Annotated in this window: 20 protein-coding genes and 1 riboswitch; of the genes, 6 read left to right on the top strand and 14 right to left on the bottom strand. The window is 67.8% G+C overall.

Annotated elements, in window-relative coordinates; translation table 11 throughout:
- Nucleotides 1-98 precede the first annotated feature (98 nt).
- From rfbD to gcvP, 8 genes are all read right to left on the bottom strand, one after another.
- On the bottom strand, nt 99-995 hold the full coding sequence (gene rfbD, locus LVB87_RS00285; RefSeq protein WP_232898929.1) for a dTDP-4-dehydrorhamnose reductase: 897 nt from the start codon (nt 993-995) through the stop codon (nt 99-101).
- Nucleotides 992-1,549 carry a dTDP-4-dehydrorhamnose 3,5-epimerase gene (gene rfbC / locus LVB87_RS00290; protein WP_232898930.1) on the bottom strand — a complete coding sequence of 186 codons (558 nt, stop codon included), beginning with the start codon at nt 1,547-1,549 and terminating at the stop codon, nt 992-994. Before rfbC ends, rfbD begins: the two co-directional genes overlap by 4 nt.
- Nucleotides 1,546-2,439, bottom strand: coding sequence for a glucose-1-phosphate thymidylyltransferase RfbA (rfbA, locus tag LVB87_RS00295; RefSeq protein ID WP_232898931.1), 894 nt, complete (start codon nt 2,437-2,439; stop codon nt 1,546-1,548). Before rfbA ends, rfbC begins: the two co-directional genes overlap by 4 nt.
- Nucleotides 2,436-3,491 carry a dTDP-glucose 4,6-dehydratase gene (rfbB, locus tag LVB87_RS00300; RefSeq protein WP_232898932.1) on the bottom strand — a complete coding sequence of 352 codons (1,056 nt, stop codon included), beginning with the start codon at nt 3,489-3,491 and terminating at the stop codon, nt 2,436-2,438. The genes rfbA and rfbB overlap by 4 nt, the downstream gene beginning before the upstream one ends.
- Nucleotides 3,492-3,599: 108 nt before the next feature.
- Nucleotides 3,600-4,109 (bottom strand): single-stranded DNA-binding protein, encoded by a 510-nt coding sequence (gene ssb / locus LVB87_RS00305; protein WP_232898933.1) that lies wholly within the window; start codon nt 4,107-4,109, stop codon nt 3,600-3,602.
- A 214-nt stretch (nt 4,110-4,323) separates the two neighbouring features.
- Entirely contained in the window at nt 4,324-4,947 is a 624-nt protein-coding gene (locus LVB87_RS00310; RefSeq protein ID WP_232898934.1) for a response regulator transcription factor, read from the bottom strand.
- Nucleotides 4,948-5,206: 259 nt separating this feature from the next.
- Entirely contained in the window at nt 5,207-5,527 is a 321-nt protein-coding gene (locus LVB87_RS00315; RefSeq protein WP_232898935.1) for a PilZ domain-containing protein, read from the bottom strand.
- 168 nt (nt 5,528-5,695) lie between these two features.
- Nucleotides 5,696-8,551: an aminomethyl-transferring glycine dehydrogenase gene (gene gcvP / locus LVB87_RS00320; protein WP_232898936.1), complete on the bottom strand. Its 2,856-nt coding sequence runs from the start codon at nt 8,549-8,551 to the stop codon at nt 5,696-5,698.
- A 167-nt stretch (nt 8,552-8,718) separates the two neighbouring features.
- A riboswitch (glycine riboswitch) is annotated at nt 8,719-8,806 on the bottom strand.
- 118 nt (nt 8,807-8,924) lie between these two features.
- Between gcvP and LVB87_RS00325 the strand changes: the two genes are divergently transcribed.
- Nucleotides 8,925-9,920: a polyprenyl synthetase family protein gene (locus LVB87_RS00325; protein WP_232898937.1), complete on the top strand. Its 996-nt coding sequence runs from the start codon at nt 8,925-8,927 to the stop codon at nt 9,918-9,920.
- Nucleotides 9,921-9,926: 6 nt separating this feature from the next.
- Here LVB87_RS00325 and LVB87_RS00330 read toward each other — a convergent pair whose 3' ends face one another.
- From LVB87_RS00330 to LVB87_RS00345, 4 genes are all read right to left on the bottom strand, one after another.
- A complete protein-coding gene (locus LVB87_RS00330) occupies nt 9,927-10,709 on the bottom strand; it encodes a dienelactone hydrolase family protein (RefSeq protein ID WP_232898938.1) in 783 nt (260 codons plus the stop codon).
- A gap of 85 nt (nt 10,710-10,794) precedes the next feature.
- On the bottom strand, nt 10,795-12,192 hold the full coding sequence (gene murD / locus LVB87_RS00335; RefSeq protein ID WP_232898939.1) for a UDP-N-acetylmuramoyl-L-alanine--D-glutamate ligase: 1,398 nt from the start codon (nt 12,190-12,192) through the stop codon (nt 10,795-10,797).
- Nucleotides 12,173-13,531: a UDP-N-acetyl-alpha-D-muramoyl-L-alanyl-L-glutamate epimerase gene (murL, locus tag LVB87_RS00340; protein WP_232898940.1), complete on the bottom strand. Its 1,359-nt coding sequence runs from the start codon at nt 13,529-13,531 to the stop codon at nt 12,173-12,175. Before murL ends, murD begins: the two co-directional genes overlap by 20 nt.
- Nucleotides 13,528-16,119 carry a bifunctional aspartate kinase/diaminopimelate decarboxylase gene (locus tag LVB87_RS00345; protein WP_232898941.1) on the bottom strand — a complete coding sequence of 864 codons (2,592 nt, stop codon included), beginning with the start codon at nt 16,117-16,119 and terminating at the stop codon, nt 13,528-13,530. Before LVB87_RS00345 ends, murL begins: the two co-directional genes overlap by 4 nt.
- Before the next feature lie 85 nt (nt 16,120-16,204).
- Here LVB87_RS00345 and LVB87_RS00350 point away from each other — a divergent pair, with 85 nt between their 5' ends.
- Entirely contained in the window at nt 16,205-17,086 is an 882-nt protein-coding gene (locus LVB87_RS00350; protein ID WP_232898942.1) for a PhzF family phenazine biosynthesis protein, read from the top strand.
- 45 nt (nt 17,087-17,131) lie between these two features.
- Here LVB87_RS00350 and LVB87_RS00355 read toward each other — a convergent pair whose 3' ends face one another.
- Nucleotides 17,132-17,869, bottom strand: a complete 738-nt coding sequence (locus LVB87_RS00355) for a glycine zipper 2TM domain-containing protein (RefSeq protein WP_232898943.1) — start codon at nt 17,867-17,869, stop codon at nt 17,132-17,134.
- Between the two features lie 124 nt (nt 17,870-17,993).
- The gene (locus LVB87_RS00360) at nt 17,994-18,428 is read right to left on the bottom strand and encodes an OsmC family protein (protein WP_232898944.1); all 435 of its coding nucleotides are present in this window, start codon (nt 18,426-18,428) and stop codon (nt 17,994-17,996) included.
- Between the two features lie 224 nt (nt 18,429-18,652).
- Here LVB87_RS00360 and fusA point away from each other — a divergent pair, with 224 nt between their 5' ends.
- From fusA to LVB87_RS00380, 4 genes are all read left to right on the top strand, one after another.
- Nucleotides 18,653-20,725, top strand: coding sequence for an elongation factor G (gene fusA / locus LVB87_RS00365; RefSeq protein ID WP_232898945.1), 2,073 nt, complete (start codon nt 18,653-18,655; stop codon nt 20,723-20,725).
- A 158-nt stretch (nt 20,726-20,883) separates the two neighbouring features.
- The gene (locus LVB87_RS00370; RefSeq protein ID WP_232898946.1) at nt 20,884-21,264 is read left to right on the top strand and encodes an HU family DNA-binding protein; all 381 of its coding nucleotides are present in this window, start codon (nt 20,884-20,886) and stop codon (nt 21,262-21,264) included.
- A gap of 124 nt (nt 21,265-21,388) precedes the next feature.
- Nucleotides 21,389-21,943: a DUF1439 domain-containing protein gene (locus LVB87_RS00375; RefSeq protein ID WP_232898947.1), complete on the top strand. Its 555-nt coding sequence runs from the start codon at nt 21,389-21,391 to the stop codon at nt 21,941-21,943.
- Nucleotides 21,944-21,953: 10 nt separating this feature from the next.
- The gene (locus LVB87_RS00380; RefSeq protein ID WP_232898948.1) at nt 21,954-22,634 is read left to right on the top strand and encodes a hypothetical protein; all 681 of its coding nucleotides are present in this window, start codon (nt 21,954-21,956) and stop codon (nt 22,632-22,634) included.
- The last annotated feature ends 15 nt before the right edge of the window (nt 22,635-22,649 follow it).

Consider the following 22,649-nt stretch of genomic DNA (forward strand, 5'->3'; position numbering starts at 1 on the left):
AGGGAATCGTCGTACTGGGAAATGTCCTAGCTCGAAATGCACGCGTTCGAAGCAAGGACGCAGGCGGCGCACACGAATTGATGCGCGCCGCTGTTTTTTCAGGGTTTCATGCGATCCAGCGTGTTCGCGAGCGCGTCTGCCCATTGGGGCAAGGCAAGACCGAAGTCGAGACGAATCGCCGAAGTGTCGAGGACTGAATACGCAGGTCGCGCAGCCGGTGTCGGGTATTCGGACGAAGGAATCGGCACGACACGCGGCGCTTTCGCCAGCAATCCGCGTGCGACGGCACCTTCGAAAATCGCCGTCGCGAAGCCGTGCCAGCTTGTCTGCCCGGTGGCGGTGAGATGCCACAGGCCATTGCGATGTTCTGGACGACGCAGGATCGTCGCCGTCGTGTCGGCGAGCAGCCACGCGGGCGTCGGCGAACCCACCTGGTCGGACACGACGCGCAGTTCGTCGCGCTCGGCTCCCACGCGCAGCATCGTGCGCAGGAAGTTGTGGCCGTGCACGTCGTACACCCACGCCGTGCGGAAAATCATGTGGCGCGCGCCACTGCCCTGCACGGCTTCTTCGCCGGCGCGCTTGGTGCGGCCATAGACGCCGAGCGGCGCAGTGGGATCGACTTCGCGATACGGGCGCGTGCCGTGGCCGTCGAACACGTAATCGGTGGAGTAATGCACGAGCCTTGCGTCGCGCGCAGCGCAGGCCTGCGCGATGCGCGCGGGCGCTTCGGCATTGATGCGATGCGCGAGCTCGGGTTCGCTCTCGGCCTTGTCGACGGCGGTATGCGCGGTGGCGTTCACCACGACGTCGGGCGCGATGCGTTCGATCAGCGGCGCGATGGCGTCGAGGTCGGTAAGGTCGAGGCGTTCGCACGCACTGCCGTCGGCGAGCGCGCCGGTGAGCGTCGTCGGCACGACGTCGCCGAGCGGGGACAACGCGGGCAGGAGGCGTTGCCCGAGCTGGCCGTCGCCGCCGAGGAGCAGCAGCTTCATGGAACGTAGACCGGCAGGCGATCTTCGGGGACGTCGGCGAGGAACGGCGCGATCGCATCCTTCTCGGACAAGGAGGGATGGCCGAGCGGCCAATCGATGGCCAGCTTCGCATCGTTCCAACGGATGCCGGCGTCGGCAGCCTTGTCGTAACCCGCGGTGCACAGATAGCTGAAGATCGCGCGTTCGGACATCACGGCGAATCCGTGTGCGAAGCCTTCGGGCACCCAGAAATGGCGCTTGTTGTCGGCGCTCAGCACGACGGCCGTGGACTTGCCGAAGGTCGGCGAGCCGCGGCGGATGTCCACCGCGACGTCGAACACTTCGCCTTCGAGCACGCTCACCAGCTTGCCCTGCGGATTCGGCCACTGGTAATGCAGGCCGCGCAGCACGCCACGCGCGGACGAGGAGACGTTGCTCTGCACGAACTTCGTCGGCAGCCCGAGCGCACCGAAGCGATCGGCATTCCAGGCTTCATAGAAGAAGCCGCGCGCATCGCCCCACACCGCGGGCTCGATCACCACGCACCCGGGCAATCCGGTTTCGACGACCTTCATTCGACGCGTCCGTGTTCCAGCAGGCTGAGCAGGTACTGGCCGTAGCCGTTCTTCGCGAGCGGCTTGGCCAGCGCTTCGAGCTGCGCGCGATCGATCCACTTGTTGAAGTAGGCGATCTCTTCGGGACAGCACACGCGCAGGCCCTGGCGCTTTTCGATGGTCTCGATGTAGGTCGAGGCTTCCACGAGCGATTCGTGCGTGCCGGTGTCGAGCCAGGCGTAGCCGCGGCCCAGCTTTTCCAGGTGCAGGTTGCCCTGCTCGAGGTACACGCGGTTGAGGTCGGTGATTTCCAGTTCGCCGCGCGCGGAGGGCTTGAGCTTCGCCGCATGGTCGCTCGCGTTGCCGTCGTAGAAATACAGGCCGGTGACGGCGTAGTTCGAACGCGGCTGCGCAGGCTTTTCCTCCAGGCCCACCACGCGGCCTTCGCCGTCGAACTCGGCGACGCCGTAGCGTTCCGGATCGCGGACCCAGTAGCCGAACACCGTGGCTGCATCGGTGCGCGAATCGGCGCGCTGCAGCAGGTCGGTGAGGCCATGGCCGTAGAAGATGTTGTCGCCCAGCACGAGGCAGCTCGGCTGGCCGGCCACGAAGTCGCGGCCGATCAGGTAGGCCTGTGCCAGGCCGTCGGGGCTGGGCTGCACGGCGTACTCGATGCGCATGCCCCACTGCGAACCGTCGCCGATCAGGTTCTGGAACAGCGCCTGCTCGTGCGGCGTGTTGATGATCAGCACTTCGCGGATCCCCGCGAGCATCAGCACGCTCAGCGGGTAATAGATCATCGGCTTGTCGTACACCGGCAGCAGCTGCTTGCTGATCGCCTTGGTGATCGGATACAGGCGCGTGCCGGAACCGCCGGCGAGGATGATGCCCTTGCGCGCGGTGGTGGTCATGCGGCGGTCCCGATGCGTTCGAGGCGATAGCTGCCGTCGGTCACGCGCTTCACCCACTCCTGGTTCGACAGGTACCAGTCGACGGTATCGGCGATGCCTTGTTCGAAGGTGTGCGCGGGCGCCCAGCCGAGTTCGGACTTGAGCTTGCCCGCATCGATGGCGTAACGGCGGTCGTGGCCCGGGCGGTCGGCGACGAAGGTGATCTGCGATTCGCGCGGCTTGCCGTCGGCGCGCGGGCGGCGGGCGTCGAGCAGCGCGCAGATGGTCTTCACCACGTCGATGTTCTGGCGCTCGGCGTCGCCGCCGACGTTGTAGGTCTCGCCGACGCGGCCGCCTTCGAGTACGGCGCGGATCGCCGTGCAGTGGTCGCCCACGTACAACCAGTCGCGCACGTTCTTGCCGTCGCCGTACACGGGCAGCGGTTCACCGGCCAACGCACGCGCGATGATCAGCGGGATGAGCTTTTCCGGGAACTGGTAGGGGCCGTAGTTGTTCGAGCAGTTGGTCGTGAGGACCGGCAACCCGTAGGTGTGGTGGAAGGCGCGGACCAGGTGGTCGGACGCGGCCTTCGACGCGGAGTACGGCGAGTTGGGCGCGAACGGTGTGGTTTCCGTGAACTTCCCGGTGTCGCCGAGCGAGCCGTACACCTCGTCCGTGGACACATGCAGGAAACGGAACGCGTCCTTCGCCTGGCCTTCCAACGACTTCCAGTAATCGCGCGCCGCTTCGAGCAGCGCGAGCGTTCCGACGACGTTGGTGTGGATGAAGGCCGCCGGGCCGTCGATCGAACGATCGACATGGCTTTCCGCCGCGAAATTCACCACGGCGTCGGGGCGGTGTTCGCGCAGCAGGCGTTCGACCAGGGCGCGGTCGCCGATGTCGCCGTGCACGAAGACGTGATCCGGATTGCCGGTCAGCGGCGCCAGCGTATCGAGGTTGCCCGCGTAGGTGAGCGCGTCGAGGTTCACAACGCGCACGCCGCGGCGCACCGCGTCCAGAACGAAATTACCGCCGATGAATCCGGCACCGCCGGTCACCAACCAGGTCGTCACATCAGCCTCCACTGCCAAGTCGTGTCGCCGCCCCTGAACGGCGATGGGAAAAGTGCGCAACCCCTTGCGCACAGCGAGCGGCCCGGGCGAAACCCGGGCCGCGTGCAATCAGAACGGGATGTCGTCGTCGGCGAAGTCGTCGCCGAAATCGCGCGCTGCCGGCGCGGTGTCGCGCGGCGCGCTGGCCGGACGCTCCTGGCGCTGCGGTGCCGAACGCGCCGGGCGTTCACCGCCGCCGCTGCGTTCCTGTCGTGCGCCGCCGCCACCGCCACCGCCGCCATCACCGCGGCCGCCGAGCATCTGCATCTGGTCGACGACGATGTCGGTGAAGTAGCGCTCCTGCCCGTCCTGGCCGGTGAACTTGTCGTAGCGGATCGAGCCTTCGACGTAGACCTGCGAACCCTTGCGCAGGTACTCGCCGGCGATTTCAGCGACCTTGCCGAAGAACTTCAGGCGGTGCCACTCGGTGCGTTCCTGGCTGTTGCCGTCCTTGTCCTTGCGCACGGAGGTCGTGGCGAGGCTGGCGGACGTCACGGCCATGCCGCCCTGGGTGTACTTGGTCTCGGGGTCGTCGCCGAGATTGCCGACCAGGATCACCTTGTTGATGCCACGTGCCATGGAGTGCGTGTCCTCGAATGCGGGTGGGGCACGGCCGGTCGGGTGGACCGGCGGGCCAGTCGGCACATGGTACCAGCGGGGCGCGCGTGCGCTTGCCGACCGGGTCGTCGGATCGGCGATCCGGCCACCAGGCCCGCACCGGGCCCACGCATTCATTGCCCCTCCCCGGGCGGTCCCCTTCGGCTTCGGCGCCCCCGGCCGCAGATCGCTTGGCTCAGACCGGCGCCTCGGTCTCGCGGGACAGCTCGATGAGGTCGCGGATGTTGCGCGCCCCGAGCTTGCGCATGATCTTCATCTTGTAGGCGCTGACCGTCTTGTTGCTCAGGCGCATGTGATTGCCGATGTCGCGGTTGGACTGGCCTGCCACGAGGCAACGGAACACTTCGAACTCGCGCTCGGTCAGGCGCGACACCGGCCGACCGTCGGCCTGCCCGTCCCCCGACAACGCGAGCAGCTCCTGGTTGAAGTAGGACTTGCCGCGGGCCACGACCAGGGCCGCCATCGAGATCTCGGACATGGCGTCGGTCTTGTGGATGAAGCCGTTGGCGCCGGCACGCAGCGCGCGCAGGCCGCTTTCGTGGGACTCGCCGCCAGACACCACGAGGATGCCGAACTGCGCGCCGCCCGCGCGCAGGCGGGAGATGACTTCGACGCCTCCGAGCACCGGGACGCCGAGGTCGATGATGAGCAGGTCCGGTTGCAGCATCCGTGCCGCGGAAAGCGCGGAGCCACCGTTGTCGTGCACGGCGACGACTTCGAAGTGCTCCTGGGTTTCCAGCAGGTCTTTGAGTGCAGCTGCGACCATCGGATGGTCGTCGACGATGATGACTCGAAACATGGAGGATCCTGGTGTTGGGCGGAATGCGCGAAAACGCCTCATGGATGCTGTGCCGATTCTAGGCAGCGCTGAATCGGAAGCGACGCCTGTTTGCAGCGAATTGCACCAAGAGGCAGACCGTCGTTTCCGCGGAGCGGGCAAGCGGCCGGTGCGGATTAGAGGCGAAACGCCGGCCGCGCGATATGCACGCGCGGGCGTTTTCGGGGTCGAGAGATTTTTCTACCGGACATCCGCGCGCATTCGCGCGGAACTGGGGCGCTCAATGCACGGCGCCGGCCGCTTCCATCAGGCGTTCGATTTCCGCCGATTGATCTGCCGCGAAGCGCAGGCCCATGTGGTCGACGGCGACCCATGCCACCTCGGTCTGCAGCGTGATCGCTTCGCTGTCGGGCAGGTCGAAGAACATGCGCAGTTCGGTGCCCATGGCGGGGGTCCAGCCGGGCGTGAGGTCCACGCGCGCACCGCCCTCGGACAGGTCGAGGATGAAGCCTTCATGGGGATGGCCGTTGGGTGCGACGACGACGGCGCACAGCACGTTGTGTCGGTAGTGCCTGCGCTTCTCGAGGACGGCAGTCTCCATGGCGCGAAATGCTAGCGCGCCGGGCGTTGGCGTCGTGCAAGCGGGGGCGCCCCGGCCATGAGGACGCCCTGCGGCTGACCAACGGCAGGCCGCGGCCGAAGGACGGTCCGCTGGCCGGGTCGGACGGAGGCCGCGTTGCGCAGTGCAGCAACGCGGCCCGTCGGGGTCTTACTCGGCGTACGCCTCCAGGGGCGGGCACGCGCAGACCAGGTTGCGGTCGCCGTAAACGTTGTCCACGCGCGCCACCGGCGGCCAGTACTTGCCGGCGACCAGCGAGGCGAGCGGATACACCGCGGCTTCGCGCGAGTACGGATGCGTCCACTCGCCCACGACTTCCTGCGCCGTGTGCGGCGCGTTGCGCAGCGGGTTGTCCTCGCGGTCGAGCGTGCCGTTCTCCACGGCGCGGATCTCGTTGCGGATCGCGATCATCGCGTCGCAGAAGCGATCGAGTTCTTCCTTCGACTCGCTTTCCGTCGGCTCGATCATCAGCGTGCCCGCCACCGGGAACGACATCGTCGGCGCGTGGAAGCCGAAGTCGATGAGGCGCTTGGCCACGTCTTCGACGCTGATGCCGCTGCTGTCCTTGATCGGGCGCAGGTCGAGGATGCACTCGTGCGCGACGAGGCCTTCGTGGCCCGCGTACAGCACCGGGTAATGCTCTTCCAGGCGACGCGCGACGTAGTTCGCGTTGAGGATGGCCAGCTGCGTCGCGCGACGCAGGCCGGTGCCGCCCATCATGCGCATGTACATCCACGTGATCGGCAGGATGCTCGCGCTGCCGTACGGCGCAGCGGACACCGCGCCTTCCTTGCGCGAAAGTCCCGTGCGATGCCCCGGCAGGAACGGCGCGAGGTGCGCCTTGACGCCGATCGGGCCGACGCCCGGACCGCCGCCGCCGTGCGGGATGCAGAAGGTCTTGTGCAGGTTGAGGTGCGAGACGTCGCCACCGAACTGGCCCGGTGCGCACAGGCCCACCATGGCGTTCATGTTCGCGCCGTCGATGTACACCTGGCCGCCATGGCCATGCACGATCTCGCAGATCTCGCGCACGCCTTCCTCGAACACGCCGTGCGTGGAGGGATACGTGATCATGATCGCCGCGAGCTTGTCGGCGTGCAGTTCGGCCTTCGCGCGCAGGTCGCCGAGGTCGACGTTGCCGCGCGCATCGCACGCGGTGACGACCACGCGCATGCCGGCCATGTTCGCCGTCGCCGGGTTGGTGCCGTGCGCGGACGAGGGAATCAGGCAGATGTCGCGATGCCCTTCGCCGCGGCTCGCATGGTAGGCGCGGATCGCGAGCAGACCCGCGTACTCGCCCTGCGAGCCGGCGTTGGGCTGCAGCGAAACGGCGTCGTAACCGGTCGCTTCGCACAGCCACTGTTCGAGGTCGCCGGTCATGCGCGCATAGCCCTGCGCCTGGTCCGACGGCGCAAAGGGATGCAGCGCGCCGAACTCGGCCCAGGTGACCGGGATCATCTCGCTTGCCGCATTGAGCTTCATCGTGCACGAGCCCAGCGGGATCATCGTGCGATCCAGCGCGAGGTCGTAGTCGGCCAGGCGGCGCAGGTAACGCATCAGCTCGGTTTCGGAGCGATAGCGGTTGAAGACGGCGTGCTGCAGGAACTTCGAAGTGCGGCGCAGCGCCTTCGGCAACGTGGCATCGGTGTTGCGCAGCGCGTCGAAGCCCGGGATCGCGGCGCCGTCGGCGGCGAACACCGACCACAGCGCTTCCACGTCGGCCTGCGTCGTGGTTTCGTCGAGCGACACGCCGAGGCGTGCGTCGTCGATCTCGCGCAGGTTGATGCCGGCCTTGCGCGCCTTCGCGTGCAATTCCGCGGTGCGCGCACCGGTGGCGACGGTGACTGTGTCGAAGAAGGTGCCCTGTTCCACCGGCAGGCCGAGCTGCTTCAGGCCCGCGGCGAGGATCGCCGTCATCGCATGCGTGCGCTCGGCGATCGCCTTCAGCCCTTCGGGGCCGTGGTAGACCGCGTACATGCTCGCGATGTTGGCGAGCAGCACCTGCGCGGTGCAGATGTTGGACGTCGCCTTCTCGCGGCGGATGTGCTGTTCGCGCGTCTGCATCGCCAGGCGGTAGGCCGGCTTGCCGTGGCGATCGATCGAGATGCCCACGACGCGGCCCGGCATGTCGCGCTTGAACGCATCCTTGGTCGCGAAGTACGCCGCGTGCGGGCCGCCGAAGCCCAGCGGCACGCCGAAGCGCTGCGCGCTGCCGATGGCGAGGTCCGCACCGAATTCGGCGGGCGGCGTGAGCAGCGTCAGCGCCAGCAGGTCGGCGGCGACGGCGACCAGCGCATTCGCGGCGTGGAAGCGTTCGACGATCGCCTTGTAGTCGTGCACGTCGCCGTTCGTCGCCGGGTACTGCAGCACGGCGCCGAAGAACTTCGCCACGTCGTCCAGCGCGAATTCGTCGCCGACGACGATGTCGTAACCCAGCGGTTCGGCGCGCGTGCGCACCACGTCGATCGTCTGCGGATGGCAATGCCGTGAAACGAAGAATGCGTTGGCGCCCTTGTTCTTCGACAGGCGCTTGCAGAACGTCATCGCTTCGGCGACGGCGGTGCCTTCGTCGAGCAGCGAGGCGTTGGCGATTTCCATGCCGGTCAGGTCGCCGACCAGCGTCTGGAAGTTGAGCAGCGCTTCCAGGCGGCCCTGCGAGATCTCCGGCTGGTACGGCGTGTAGGCCGTGTACCACGCGGGGTTCTCGAGCAGGTTGCGCAGGATCGGCGCGGGCGTGTGCGTGTTGTAGTAGCCCTGGCCGATGAACGAGCGCATCACGCGGTTCTTGTCGGCGATGGCGCGCAGTTCGGCGAGCGCTTCGGCTTCGCCCAGGCCGTCGCCGGCCGGCAGCACGCTGGTGCCCTGGATGCTGGTGGGCACCACGCTGTCGGTGAGGGCCTCGAGCGAGGCGTAGCCGAGCACGTCGAGCATCGCCTTGGTATCGGCGTCGCGCGGGCCGATATGGCGCGCGATGAATTCGTTGCGGGTATTCAGAGGGGTGGACATCGGGGGCGCCTTCGTAGGATTCGAGAGCGCCCCATCTGTCTATTCGCCTGAGAGCGTTACTCCTTCGGCGGGCCGAAAGCGGTGTCGCTGGCAGGTGCCGCGCTACCGGAGGGGGAGGAGCCCGGGAGGCACGGCGGTGCGAGACCGTCGGTCACTTTTCAGATTGTGTGCGCCGCGAGGTCCTTTTGCCTGAGAGTTTCCGGGGCGGTTGCTCCTTCGGCGCCGGCGTCGGCCGGTCTCTCCCAAGCGGCGATGCTGCAGGAAAGCGCGCAAATGGTCTCATGCGCGCCCCGGCCGGGCAAACCGACGCGGCGGTCCCCACGCACGGCCGCCTATAATCCCGCCCTCTTCAGCCCACACACGCCTCCCACACGTGAACGCAGCCCCCAGCCACGTCCTGCCCGACCTGCCCACCATCCAGGCCCTGGCGCGCGAGGACATGGCGGCGGTCGATGCGCTCATCCGGCGCCGGCTCGCGTCCGATGTGGTCCTCATCAACCAGGTCAGCGAATACATCATCGGGGCCGGCGGCAAGCGCCTGCGTCCGATGCTGCTGCTGCTTGCCGCGCAGGCCCTCGGCCATCGCGGGCCGGATGCGCACCAGCTCGCGGCGGTCGTCGAATTCATCCATACGGCGACGTTGCTGCACGACGACGTGGTCGACGAATCCGACCTGCGCCGCGGCCGCCGCACGGCGAATGCGGTGTGGGGCAACGCCGCGAGCGTGCTCGTGGGCGACTTCCTGTACTCGCGCAGCTTCCAGCTGATGGTCGAACTGGATCGCATGGAAGTCATGCGCATCCTCGCCGACACGACCAACCAGATCGCCGAAGGCGAAGTCCTGCAGTTGCTGCACGTGCGCAACCCGGACACCGACGAAGCGGCGTACCTGCGCGTGATCGAGCGCAAGACCGCGGTGCTGTTCGCCGCCGCCACGCGCCTGGGCGCACTGCTCGCCGGCGCCGATGCGAAGACCTGCGACGCGTTGCACGAGTACGGCCTGCAGCTGGGCTACGCCTTCCAGATCGCCGACGACGTGCTCGACTACGCAGCGGATTCCGATGCACTCGGCAAGAACCTCGGCGACGACCTCGCCGAAGGCAAGGCCACCCTACCCCTCATCCACGCGATCCTGCACAGCGATACGGCGACGCAGGCCGCGTTGCGCGCGGCCATCGAACACGGCGACGTCGATGCGATGCCCGCGGTGGTCGCGGCCATCCGCGCGACGGGCGGCCTGGATTACAGCCGTCGCCGCGCGATGGAATTCGCGGAGGCCGCCGAAGCGGCCATCGCAGGCCTTGCGCCGAATGCCGCCGTGGACGCGCTACGCGGGCTCGCGCGCTACTCGGTCACGCGCGACCACTGATCGCGATCACGGCGTCGCAAATCGCTCGGCGAAGAACACCCGCATCATCCGCTCGGAACGGCGCGTCGCCAGTTCGTTGTAGACGCAGCCAGGCGGCTTGTTCGCGGTCGGGATCGCGAAGCAATGCACCGCGCCGCTGAAGTTGACGAACTGCCAGTCCACCTTCGCGGCATTCATTTCGTTTTCGAACGCCGGGATGTCGGGCCGCGTGCCCTGGTCGTCGGCGCCGTTGAGCACCAGCAAGCTCGCCTTCACCGTGCCGGGTTTGGCAGGCATCGTCGTGTTGAGGCCGCCGTGGAAAGTGACGACTGCCGCGAGGTCCGCGCCGCTGCGCGCCATCTCCAGCGCGGTCGCGCCGCCGAAGCAGTAACCGATCGCGCCGATCTTCGTGGTGTCGAGCGGCACGTCCTTTGCGGTCTTCAACACTTCGATCGCCTTGTTCGCTCGCTCGCGCAGCACGGCGCGGTCCGCGTACATCGCCTTGACCTGGGCCTGCGCCTCGGCGTCGTTCTTCGGACGCACGCCCTTGCCGTACACGTCGGCGAGCAGCACGACGTAATCGTCGCCGGCGATGTGCTTGGCCTTCTCCACGGCCGCGTCGCTTACGCCCATCCAGTCCGGGACCATGACCACGCCGGGGCGCTTGATCGCATTGGTGTCGTCGTAGACGAGGTAACCGCTGAAGGTGTCCTTGCCCACCTTCCACTCGACGGGGCGCGCCTGCATTTCCGCATGCGCGGTGGACAGGCCGATGGCGAACAACAGGACGGCGAACAACGTGCGGCGCATGGCGTTCTCTCCCTGGAACCGTGGCGGATGGCGGTGCAACGTTCGCTGCGCGAGCCTACGCAGCGCACGTTGCACGCGCGTGAAGTCAGGCGATGCCCAGGCCCGGGATGGCGCTGATCGCCTCCGGGTCGAACCCCGCCAGTGCTGCGAAATGGCGACCGCGTGCAACGTAATCCTTGTAGGCGCCGAAGCTCGGCGCGCCTGGCGAGAGGAGCACGACGCCCTCGCCGGCCAGCGCGTCGCGCGCCTGGCGCATGGCATCTTCGAGGTCGCGTGCTTCCGTCAGCACGAATCCGGCTTCGCGCGCGATCGGCGCGAGGAGCGCATGGATCTTCGGGCCGTTCTGCCCGACGGTGACGATCGCCGCAGGCGCGCGCGTGCGCATCTGGTCGGCGAAGTCGCTCCAGTCGATGCCGCGATCGTGCCCGCCCGCGATCAGCGCGACGCGCCGGTCGGCGAAACAGGCCAGTGCCGCGAGACTCGCGTGCGGCGTGGTGCTGATCGAATCGTTGACATACGCAATGCCGTCGCGCGTGCCGATCGTCTGCAGGCGATGCGGCAACGGACGGAAGCTCGCGGCATGCGCGGCGAGCGGCGCCGCATCCAGGCCCAGCGCTTCGATCGCCGTGAGCACGGCGCACAGGTTGCCGCGGTTGTGCCGGCCGGGCAGCGGCAGCGACGCGGTGTCGAGCACGCAGGCATCGCCGCGGTACAGCGCATCGCCCCGCAGGTGCCAGCCCGCGGGCACGTTGAATGCGCGCACGTCGCTATCGGGCAGCGCAAGCGCGGAAACCGTCGGATCCTCCGCGTTGACCACTGCGATGCGCGGCTTCGCATCCGTGAGCAGGCGCAGCTTGTCGGCGACGTACTGCGCCTGTCCGCCATGCCAGTCGAGGTGTTCCGGAAACACATTCAGCGCGACTGCGACATCCGGGTGTGCGCCGCTGTCGGCGACATCGCCGGTCTGGTAGCTCGACAACTCGATGGCCCAGAACGCGGGCGGATCTGCGACGTCGAGCAGTTCGAGCAGGGGCAGTCCGATGTTGCCCGCGAGCGCAGTGCGATGGCCGCCGGCGCGCAGCAAGTGCGCGAGCAATGCCGTGGTGGTGCTCTTGCCCTTCGTGCCGGTCACGCAGATCGTGCGGCCGTGGCCTTGCGCGGCGTGTTCGGCGAACCACAACGCGGTGCCGCCGATGAAACGCGTGCCGCGCGCCGCGGCGGCGCGGGCTTCATCGCGATACGGGCTGATGCCCGGCGACTTCACGACGACGTCGAACGCGGCAAGCGCGTCGGCATCCACCTGCGTGTTCGCGACCAGCAGGGAATCGCCGAGCGCTGCGACTTCCTTCGCTTCCTCGCCGTTGCAGAACAGCGTCAGCGGCAACGACGGCAGGCGCGCGCGCAACGCGCGATACGCCGCGCGCCCTTCGCGGCCCCAGCCCCAGAGGGCGACACGCTGGCCGTCAAGTTGCGAAATGCGCACGCAGGCTGTCCCACAGCGCGGGCGGAATGCGGTGCTCGTCGTCGATCTGCAGCAGCGCGGCGAGTTCGAGCTCCGCCGAATCGAGCTGCGGCCGGATCTCGCGCACGAAGCGTTCGACCAATGCGTCCTCGCGCCACTCCGGACGTTCGGCCAGCGCGGCCAGCGCCGCGCGCGATTCGCGACCTTCGCCGACGCATTCGAAGGGCTTGTGGTCCTGGAACTCGAGCAACGCGTCGTAGCCGGGGATCTGCGCCGGATCGTCGAGCAGGTTGCGCCCGAAGATGCCGACCAGGCGCGGCTTCGACATGAAGGGCGCGAGCGCGAGGAACACGAAGTGGCACTTCGGGCAGACGCCGCACCAGCGATTTGCGGGGCGTTCGCCGAGCAGGTGGAAGTTGCGGTTGCAGCTGGAGAAATGCGCGTCGTAGCGGTCGCTCTTCGCGAACTGGCGCGCGACGGCGAGTTCGCTCAGCGGACGCAACAGGGAGTAGTAATACAGGTCCGCGGCGACATGCGATTGCACGTGCGCGGCCAGCGCCTGCTCCCACGCCCAGCCCTTCGACCACTGGTGGTTCACCTCACCCGTGCCCGGGATGAGGCTGCCGTAGCTCGCCGAGCGTTCGTTGGAGAACACGACCTGGTCGTGGCCGAGCACGATCGCGGCGAACAGCATGATCGCCGAGTTCACGCCGGTCACCGGGATGTGTCCGTTCCAGGCGCCCTGTCGATTGAACTCGAACAGTTCCGGCGCGAGCGCGCGGCCGATGTTGAGCGTCGGCAGGCCCGTGCGTTCGGCGCAGGCCTTGATCAGCTGCGAACCGCCGATCCACGTGACGGTCTGCGAGACACCCAGGGTGCGCAGCGCTTCGATGGAAACGAGCGAATCCTTGCCGCCGCCGATGGCGACGAGCGCATGGCGCTCCAGGCCGATCGCGGGCGCCGGTGCTTCGTCGGTCGCCGCATGCGGGAAGTGGATGCGCCCGTGCAGGTGCATGCCGTTGCGATACGCGAATTCGCCGAGGCCGTTGAGGTAGAACGATTCGAGCAACGCTGCGGTTGCGGCGTCGATCGGTGCGCCTTCGATGCGGATCTCGCCCGGCACCGCGGCCTTGTAATAGCTCACGCCTGCAAGCAGGTGCAGCAGGCGCAGTGCGCGTTCGGCTGCCGCCGCACGTTGCCCATCGAGCACGAAGGGCGCGCCCGGCAGCGTGATGGTTTCCACCAGCTCCGGGCCGTCGTCGAACGCATACACCAGGCGCGCGACACCGGTGGTCGCATCGAAGGTGCAACGCACGAAACGGAAGGCGCGGATGGCATCGCGCGAGAAGGTCCAGCTCATTCGATCGTGTCCTGTGCCGGCAAGGCCCGCAGGTTGTAGGTGCTCGCCATGACCATGCCGTAGGCGCCGGCGTCGGCGACGAGCAGCACGTCGCCCTCCGCCGTGGCGCGCGGCAGCAGGCGGCTGCGTCCGAGCACGTCGCCGCTTTCGCAGATGGGGCCGACGACGTCGAACGCCGCCATGTCCGCATCGCCGAAGCGCGAGAGATTGTGGATGCCGTGGTAGGCCTCGTACATCGCCGGGCGCACCAGGGCGTTCATGCCTGCATCGCAACCGACGCGCAGCACGCCGTCCTTCTCGACGACCTGCGTGGCGTGCAGCAGCAGCGCGCCGCATTCGGCGACGAGGTAGCGGCCGGGTTCGACGGCGAGCGCGAAGCGTGGATAAGCCGCGCGGATTTCTTCCAGGCCCTCGCGCCATGCGACGAGGTCGAAGTCTTCCGAATCCGGCGTGTAGGCGACCGGCAGGCCCCCACCGATGTCGATCGTCTCGACCGTGCCGATGGTGTCGGCCAGGCCCGCAAGTTCGGCGTACACGCCGCGCCAGTGGCGCGGATCGTCGATGCCGCTGCCCAGGTGGGCGTGCAGGCCGGAGATGCGGATGTCGAGCTGGCGCGCGTGTGCGATGAACTCGTCGAAGCGGCCCATCGACAGACCGAACTTCGCCGCGACGCCGCCCGTCTTCACCTTCTCGTGGTGGCCTTCGCCATGGCCGAGGTCCAGGCGCAGCCACAGCGTGCGGCCGCGGAACACGTCGGGCCAGCGCTGCAGCGCTTCGACGTTGTCGAGCGTGACGCCGACGCCGCGCGCGAACGCGGCTTCGTATTCGTGCCGCGGCGCGAAGCTCGGCGTGAACAGCACGCGCTGCGGCGAGAGGTCCGGCAACACCGAGAACACGTGTTCCAGTTCGCCGATCGACACGCACTCCAGGCCGAAGCCTTCGTCGACCAGCGTGCGCAGGATCGCCGGATGCGGATTGGCCTTGATCGCGAAGAAGCGGCGGTCGATGGCGTCGATGGCCGTGAGTTCGCGTGCGCGGTCGCGCACGGTGTCGAGGTCGTAGGCGTAACGCGGCGTGCCGCGCGATGCGATGTCCAGCAGCGCAGCCTGCTTGCCTTCCCACCACTTCGCACGACGCGTGCGGCGCCCATGCGCGATTTCGCGCCAGCTCGGACCGAACACGGTGTCTTCGAGGACCGGCATCGCACCGCCGCGGATCAGCTCGGCGTGCAGCTGCGGCAGCATGCCGTCCGCATCGGCTTCGTCGATCACGAAGGTGAGGTTGAGGTCGTTGGACGACTGCGAGATCAGGTGCACGCGCTCCTGGCCGAAGGTCGCCCACACGTCCGACAGCTTGTGCAGCAGCGAACGCATGCCGCGGCCGACGAGCGTGATCGCCGCGCACGGCGCGATGACCTTCACGCGGCACACTTCGGACAGATCGGCCGACAGGCGTTCCAGCACGTTCGTCGTCACCAGGTTCTCGCTGGGATCAAGCGACACGGTGACGTTGGTTTCCGACGAACCGATGAGGTCGACCGACAGGCCATTGCGCTTGAAGCGTTCGAACACATCGGCGAGGAAGCCGACCTGCTGCCACATGCCGATGCTTTCCATCGACACCAGCACGATGCCGTTGCGGCGGCTGATCGCCTTCACGCCCGGGACCGTCGCCGCGCTCGCATCGATGCGCGTGCCCGGCAAGTCGGGGCGTTCGGTGTCGAGGATGGCCATCGCCACGCCGGCATCGCGGCACGGGGCGATCGAACGCGGATGCAGCACCTTCGCACCGGTGGTCGCGATTTCCTGCGCTTCGGCGTAATCCAGGCGCGTGAGCAGGCGTGCGTCGGGCACTTCGCGCGGGTTCGCGCTGAACATGCCGGGGACGTCGGTCCAGATTTCCACGCGCCGCGCATCGAGCAGCGCGCCGAAATAGGCAGCGGAGGTATCCGAACCGCCGCGGCCGAGCACCGCGGTGCCGCCGTCGGCATGGCGCGCGATGAAGCCTTGCGTGACGAGCAATTCGGTCGGCTGCTTCGCGAAGCGTTCCTGCAACGCGGCATCCGACGTGCAACGGCAGTTCACCGACAAACGCTGCGCCCACGCGCTCGCGTTCGGCAGCGACACGGCGTCGAGCCAGTCGCGCGCATCGCACCAGCCGATGTCGCGGCCTTGCGTGCGCAGGTAGGCCACACCGAGCGTGGAGGACAACAGTTCGCCTTGCGCCAGGACTTCGGCCTGCCAGTCGAGCGCGCGCGTCGCAGCGCGGGCGTCGCTGCCGAGCGCGCGCAACCCACCCAGGCGCTCACCCAACACGGCATCCGGATCGAGGTCGAGTTCATGGCAGAAGGCGCGATGGCGATCGACCAGCGCATCGATGCGCGCGCTGAAATCCTCGCCCGCCGCGGAGTACGCGATCGCCTGCAATTCATTGGTCACGCCCGACAGGGCCGAGACCACGACGAGCACGCGTACGCCTTCATCGCGCGCGCGCTCGGCGGCCAGGCGGCCGATCGTGTCCCATCGATTGCGCCGCGACACCGAGGTGCCGCCGAACTTGAGTACCACCCACCGCCGTGACTGCACCACCCTGGATCCCCGAATGCGCCGTAGAATGCGCGGCTCTCGCGCGTTTTCTGCCGTGAAAAGCAGGCGCCGATTCTAGGGTAAAGCGATGGCCTTGCGCCGATACCAGCAAGTGGACGTCTTCGCCGACCGGCCCGGGGCAGGCAACCCGCTCGCGGTCGTCCTGGATGCGGAAGGGCTGGACGATTCGGCGATGCAGGCCATCGCGCGCTGGACGCGCCTGCCCGAAACCACCTTCCTGCTCCCCCCGAATACCCCCCAAACCAGTTACCGCATCCGGATCTTCTCGCCGCGGCGCGAAGTGCCGTTCGCGGGGCATCCGAGCGTGGGCAGCGCCCACGTCGCGCTTGCCACTGGGCTTGCGGTGCCGGTGGACGGCCTGCTCGTGCAGGACGGCATCGCCGGCAAGCTGCCGTTGCGCGTGACCGGCAGCGGGCGCGCGCGGACCATCGCGGTGCGCACGCCACGCTCGCGCGTGCTCGAAATCGTCGATCCGGCCGATCTGCGCCTGGCGCCTGCCCTCGCCGGTCTGCCGCTGGGTGCGTTGCCGCCGGCGCTGGTCGAAGGCGGCCGTCGCTGGTGGCTGGTCGAGTTGGCCAGCGAGGCGCAACTCCGCGCGGCCGAACCCGACTGGAACGCCATCGGCCAACTCGCGCGCGACACCGACAGCATGGGCGTGTGCGTCTTCGCGCGCAGCGCCGATTCGGTCTATTACCTGGCGGTGCGCGCGTGGGTCGGCGCGCCGGCACAGTTCGAGGACGCCGCGTCCGGCGCGGCCAATGCCACGCTCGCTGCCTGGCTGGCCTCGCAGAACGCGCTCCCCGGCGAAAGCGGCTTCTATCGCATCAGCCAGGGGCGCGAAGTCGGGCACGACGCGATCATCGAGCTGGAAGTCGATGCCGACGGAGAAGTCTGGTCCGGCGGACGCGTGTGCACGGTGGTCGACGGCCAGATCGACTGGCCGGGCTGACGAACAAAAAAGGGCCGCATCGCTGCGGCCCTTTTCGTCCCCGCATCACTCCGGATGCACGTCCACGCGAACGCGGATGCGATCGCCCGGGTGGTAGTCGGTGCGCGTCACGAACTGGCGCCCGCCGTATTCGTAGGTCACGTCGTAACCCACCACGCGGCCGTCGTTGACGTTGTTGCTGGCGTAGCCGTTGTTGTAGCCGTTGTTGTTGTAACCGTTGTTGTTGTAGCCGCCCTCGTAGCCCGGATCGCACACCTGCACGGTGTTGCCCTCGTAGCGGCGACGCTGCGTGCTGTCGTAGATCTGCCGCCCGGCGAGGCCGCCGACCATCGAACCGATGGCGCTCGCGGCATACGCGCCGCTGCCGCCACCGACCTTGCTGCCGAGCACCGCACCCGCGATGCCGCCGACGACGGTCGCGACCGTGCGACCGGTCTCGGTGCCGTAACCGGCGGTCTGCTGCGGGTAGTAGCCACCGTTGCGATACGTGCCGTTCTGCGCGTAGCCGTTGTTGCCGTAGCGGTTGTTCGATTCGTAGCAGTGCTGCCCGCTCGTGTTCGAATAGCCGTTGTTCGCGTAGCCGTTGCGGTCGTAGCGCGAATCGATCACCGGATCGACGCGAACCACGCGGGCCCAGTCGTAGATCGCGTTGTCGTCGCGGTTGTACGTATTGCCGTTGCTCCCGCCATACGTGTTGTACCCACCATAGGTCTGCGCCGAGGCCGTCCCGACGACGGCGGTGGCGAGCCCGATCGCAAGCAAAGTGGCGGACAGGCGCTTCATGGTTCTCTCCCGGCGCCGGGAATGGCGCGCGAGTGGATCGTCGGCGCGTTGCGGGCAATGCATCCTGAATCGAATCGACCTGCAAACGCTTCCACCGGAAGGCGTTGCCGCATCGTCAGCAATGTCACGACTCGAGTTCGGCGTCGAGCGAGATCGGCACCGCGCTCAGCGCCTTGGAGATCGGGCAGTTCTGCTTCGCGTCGTCGGCCAGGGCGCGGAACTTCGCGGCATCCAGGCCCGGCACCCTGGCGCGGGTGGTCAGGCGGATCTCGGCAATGGTCGGCGCGCCCTCCAGGGACAGCTCGACCTCGGCCTTGGTGTCGATCGCCGCCGGCGGATGGCCGGCCTCGGTGAGCTTGGCCGACAGCGCCATCGTGAAGCACCCGGCGTGCGAAGCCGCGATCAGCTCCTCGGGGTTGGTCCCTTTCTCGTCCCCGAAGCGCGTGTTGAAGCCATAGCGGGTGCCCACCATCAGGCCGCTCTGCGGGGTATCGAGCTTGCCCTGGCCGGTCTTGAGGTCGCCTTCCCAATGCGCAGTTGCACGCCGCGTGATCGCCATGACGCAGGTCTCCGGTGGGGGATCGCCAGCCTACTCCCGGCCACGTTGGTCGGCGTACACATCGCACCGCTTGACCGCCCCTTGGGTCTGCGGGAGATTGGCCTCCCGGCGGCGACGCCGGTCCCCGCCATGACCGCCCGCCGAGCCAGCCGCTCGGGCGGCAACGCTTCCGACGCGGACAGCCATGACGGCCCTCTGACACCCATCACGGGAGAGACGGCCTCATGTCCTACACCACCGAAAACATCCGCAACGTGGCCTTCGCAGGCCATCCCGGCGCCGGCAAAACAATGCTCTTCGAAGCCCTGCTGCATGCCGGCGGCGCGATCCAGACGGCAGGCACCATCGAGCGCGGCACGACGGTTTCCGATTTCGATCCGATCGAAAAGGAACGCGGGCACTCGGTCGATGCGGCGATCGCGAGCATCGATGCGTTGACCGACAACGCGCCTGTCCACATCAACCTCGTGGACACCCCCGGATATCCCGATTTCCGCGGCCCGACGCTGTCGGCGCTCGCCGCGGTGGAAACGGTCGCGATCGTGGTCGACGCCGATGCCGGCGTCGAATACGGCACGCGCCGAATGATGGAATACGCGAAGGCGCGCAACCTGTGCCGCGTCATCGTCGTCAACAAAATCGACCACCACGACGCCGACGCCGCGCGCGTACTGAACGACCTGCGCGAAATCTTCGGCGCGGAACTGCTGCCGCTCAACCTGCCCGCCGACGGCGGCCAGCGCGTGGTCGATTGTTTCGGCTACAGCGGCAAGATCGCCGAAGGCGATTCCGACGTCGGTCCGGTCGCGGAGTGGCACCAGAAGATCCTCGACCAGGTCGTCGAGGTGAACGAAACGGTGATGGACCATTACCTCGACCTCGGCGAAGAAGGGCTCTCCGGCCAGGAGCTGCACGACGCCTTCGAGCAATGCCTGCGCGAAGGCCACCTGGTGCCGGTGTGTTTCGTCTCCGCGCGCAGCGGGACGGGCCTGCCCGACCTGCTGCAGATCGCCGGGCGCCTGTTGCCGCATCCGGGCGAAGGCAACCCACCGCCCTTCGTCAAAGGCTCGGGCGAGGACGTTGCCTCGATCGACGCCGCGCCGGATCCGAAGGCGCACGTCATCGCCGACGTGTTCAAGATCGTCAACGATCCCTTCGTCGGCAAGCTCGGCGTCTTCCGCGTCTACCAGGGCACGGTGAAGAAGGACACGCAGTTGTTCATCGACGACGGCAAGAAGCCGTTCAAGGTCGGGCACCTGTTCAAGCTGAAAGGCAAGGACCACGTGGAGATCACCGAGGCGATCCCGGGCGACATCGCCGCGGTGGCCAAGGTCGACGACCTGCATTTCGATGCGGTGCTGCACGATTCGCACGACGAGGACCAGATCCACTTGGCGCCGATGGAATTCCCGCGGCCGATGTTCGGGCTCGCGGTGGAGGCGGCGCACAAGGGGCAGGAACAGAAGTTGTCGTCGGCGCTGCACAAGCTGTCGGAAGAAGATCCCGCCTTCGCCATCGAACACCACGGCGAGCTCAACGAAACCGTGGTGCGCGGGCTGTCCGACCTGCACCTGCGCGTCATGCTGCAGCGCCTGAAGGACAAGTACGGCGTGGAAGTCACCACGCGCCCGCCCAGGATCGCCTACCGCGAAACCGTCAGCGCGAAGGCCGAGGGCCACCATCGCCACAAGAAGCAGACCGGCGGTGCGGGCCAGTTCGGCGAAGTGTTCCTGCGCGTCGAGCCGCTGCCGCGCGGCACCGGCTTCGAGTTCGTCGACGAGGTCAAAGGCGGCACGATCCCGGGGCAGTTCATGCCCGCGGTCGAAAAAGGCGTGCGGCAGGTGCTGGCCGGCGGCGCGGTGGCGGGCTATCCGCTGCAGGACGTGCGCGTCATCGTCTACGACGGCAAGCACCACAGCGTGGACAGCAAGGAAGTGGCGTTCGTCGCGGCCGGCAAGAAAGCCTTCCTGGATGCCATCGCCAAGGCGCGCCCGCAGGTGCTGGAACCGATCGTCGACCTGGAGGTCGCCGCGCCCGAACAGCACATGGGCGACATCAGCGGCGGGCTGTCCTCCAAGCGTGCGCGCATCAGCGGGACCGATTCGGTCCGCGGCGGCGAGATCGTCATCAAGGCGCAGGTCCCGCTTTCGGAGCTGGAAGGCTACGCGGCGGAACTCAAGTCGGTGACGGCCGGCCGCGGCCGCTACGCGCTGGATTTCAGCCATTACGAACCGGTTCCGCCGCAGGTGCAGGTCCGCCTGGTCGAAGCCTACAAGCCACGGGTCGACGAGGACTGAGCGCCCAAACGCTGGCCGTTGGTCCGCATCGGCAAAAAAAAGCCTGAAAAACCGGCCTCCGGGGCTTGGCGGCAGAGGTTGCATGCCCTACATTCCGCCTGCCGAGGGGGAAAACCAGGCATTCCATCAACTCACTACGAGTAATCCACAGGATCAATATGGCGAAGAAAAAAGCCGCATCGAAGAAGGCCGCTCCGAAGTCCGCCGCCAAGTCGGCTGCGCCGAAGCCGATCAAGGAAGCGCTGGGCAAGTCGGGCCTGGTCGCGCACATCTCCGAACAGACCGGCGTTGCGCCGCGCGACGTGCGCGCCGTGATGTCCGCCCTGGAAGGCGCCGTGCATGGTTCGGTCAGCAAGAAGGGCGCGGGTGCGTTCACCCTGCCGGGCCTGCTGAAGATCACCGTGGTCAACGTTCCGGCCAAGCCGAAGCGCAAGGGCATCAACCCGTTCACCAAGGAAGAGCAGTGGTTCGCGGCGAAGCCGGCGACCGTCAAGGTCAAGGTGCGCCCGCTGAAGAAGCTCAAGGACGCGGCCGCCTAAGGCGCCTGCCGAAGCTTCGAAGGAACGCCCGGTTCGCCGGGCGTTTTTTTTTGCCCGCGCAGGCGACCTGCGATTCACGCAAGGCGGTGCACGCTGCCGGCCTCCGACACGGAATGCCCACACCATGCGTCGATCCTTGTTCGCGCTGTTCGTCCTCCTGTTCGCGGGTTGCACCACGCTGGGAGCCCTGATGGGCAACCAGGTCAGCTTCTCCGCGGCGCAACTGCAATCGCAGCTCGATCGGCGATTCCCGCGCGACTACGACAAACTCGGCGGCCTGGTGACGCTGCGCGTGATGCATCCGCGCCTGACGATTCCGCAAACCGCATCGCCCCAGGGCAGCGGACGCCTGCAACTCGATTTCGACCTCGGCATCGGCGGCCTGGGAATGACGAACGACCAGGTCGCGGGGCACCTGGCCCTGGAAAGCGGATTGCGCTTCGACCCGAACACGCGCGGCCTGCACATGGTCGATCCGACGATCTTGCGCGCCGACGTGCCCATGCTCGGCGCCATGAACGACACCACGCGCGGCATGCTCAACCAATGGCTCGCCGATTACGCGCGCGAGGAACCCGTCTATCGGTTGGACGATAATGCGTGGCAGCGACTGTCCGGACGCACGATCGGCGACACCACGATCGGCAAGGGCGTCGTGACCCTCCACCTCGACCATTGATGGATTTCCGATGCGCGCCGTCGTTGCTTCCCTGTTTTGCGTTTCCGTCCTCGCCCTGGCCGCCTGCGGCGGCGACAAATCCGGCGTGGCGAAGCGCTCCGACGGCACGGACCTCGCGGCCTTGCCGACGCCCGAGCGTCCCGGCGGTTCGGTCACCGGCATGCCCGACGCACCCGGTCCTGGCCAGCCGGAAGCGGATGCGACGACGCTCCCGCCCGAAGCGGGCTCCGTCGCCATGGACGCGGAGACGACCGACGAACCCGGCGTGCTCGACGACAGCGCGGAACCGAGCGACGAAGAACCGAATCCGTCGGGTCAACCGACCTCCGGCGATGCGGTCAAGGCCATCCAGCAGTACTACGCGGCGCTGCAGTCGCGCGATTACGCCACCGCCTACGCGACGTGGGGCGACAGCGGACGCGCGAGCGGGCAGACGCCCGAGCAGTTCGCCGCGGGCTTCGCGGACGACACGCAGATCGTCGCGACGCTCGACGCGCCGGCCCGCATGGAAGGCGCCGCCGGCACGCGTTACATCGAAGTCCCCGTCGCGGTGGAAATCACCTCGCGCGACGGCAAGGTGAAGCGCTACGTCGGTGCGTACACGCTGCAGCGTTCGGTGGTGGACGGCGCCACCGACGCGCAGCGTGCCTGGCACATCGCATCGGCGGACCTGCGCGAACTCACGCAGTGACCGCCGACGCCGTGC

This window comes from Lysobacter sp. KIS68-7 (assembly GCF_021284745.1).
Taxonomy (GTDB): Bacteria; Pseudomonadota; Gammaproteobacteria; order Xanthomonadales; family Xanthomonadaceae; genus Noviluteimonas.

What these genes read in the sequence shown, in the direction of transcription:
- rfbD (WP_232898929.1), bottom strand. Translation starts at nt 995, where the DNA reads ATGAAGCTGCTGCTCCTCGGCGGCGACGGCCAGCTCGGGCAACGCCTC.
- rfbC (WP_232898930.1), bottom strand. Translation starts at nt 1,549, where the DNA reads ATGAAGGTCGTCGAAACCGGATTGCCCGGGTGCGTGGTGATCGAGCCC.
- rfbA (WP_232898931.1), bottom strand. Translation starts at nt 2,439, where the DNA reads ATGACCACCACCGCGCGCAAGGGCATCATCCTCGCCGGCGGTTCCGGC.
- ssb (WP_232898933.1), bottom strand. Translation starts at nt 4,109, where the DNA reads ATGGCACGTGGCATCAACAAGGTGATCCTGGTCGGCAATCTCGGCGAC.
- LVB87_RS00310 (WP_232898934.1), bottom strand. Translation starts at nt 4,947, where the DNA reads ATGTTTCGAGTCATCATCGTCGACGACCATCCGATGGTCGCAGCTGCA.
- LVB87_RS00315 (WP_232898935.1), bottom strand. Translation starts at nt 5,527, where the DNA reads ATGGAGACTGCCGTCCTCGAGAAGCGCAGGCACTACCGACACAACGTG.
- gcvP (WP_232898936.1), bottom strand. Translation starts at nt 8,551, where the DNA reads ATGTCCACCCCTCTGAATACCCGCAACGAATTCATCGCGCGCCATATC.
- LVB87_RS00330 (WP_232898938.1), bottom strand. Translation starts at nt 10,709, where the DNA reads ATGCGCCGCACGTTGTTCGCCGTCCTGTTGTTCGCCATCGGCCTGTCC.
- murL (WP_232898940.1), bottom strand. Translation starts at nt 13,531, where the DNA reads ATGAGCTGGACCTTCTCGCGCGATGCCATCCGCGCCTTCCGTTTCGTG.
- LVB87_RS00350 (WP_232898942.1), top strand. Translation starts at nt 16,205, where the DNA reads ATGGCCTTGCGCCGATACCAGCAAGTGGACGTCTTCGCCGACCGGCCC.
- LVB87_RS00355 (WP_232898943.1), bottom strand. Translation starts at nt 17,869, where the DNA reads ATGAAGCGCCTGTCCGCCACTTTGCTTGCGATCGGGCTCGCCACCGCC.
- LVB87_RS00360 (WP_232898944.1), bottom strand. Translation starts at nt 18,428, where the DNA reads ATGGCGATCACGCGGCGTGCAACTGCGCATTGGGAAGGCGACCTCAAG.
- fusA (WP_232898945.1), top strand. Translation starts at nt 18,653, where the DNA reads ATGTCCTACACCACCGAAAACATCCGCAACGTGGCCTTCGCAGGCCAT.
- LVB87_RS00370 (WP_232898946.1), top strand. Translation starts at nt 20,884, where the DNA reads ATGGCGAAGAAAAAAGCCGCATCGAAGAAGGCCGCTCCGAAGTCCGCC.
- LVB87_RS00375 (WP_232898947.1), top strand. Translation starts at nt 21,389, where the DNA reads ATGCGTCGATCCTTGTTCGCGCTGTTCGTCCTCCTGTTCGCGGGTTGC.
- LVB87_RS00380 (WP_232898948.1), top strand. Translation starts at nt 21,954, where the DNA reads ATGCGCGCCGTCGTTGCTTCCCTGTTTTGCGTTTCCGTCCTCGCCCTG.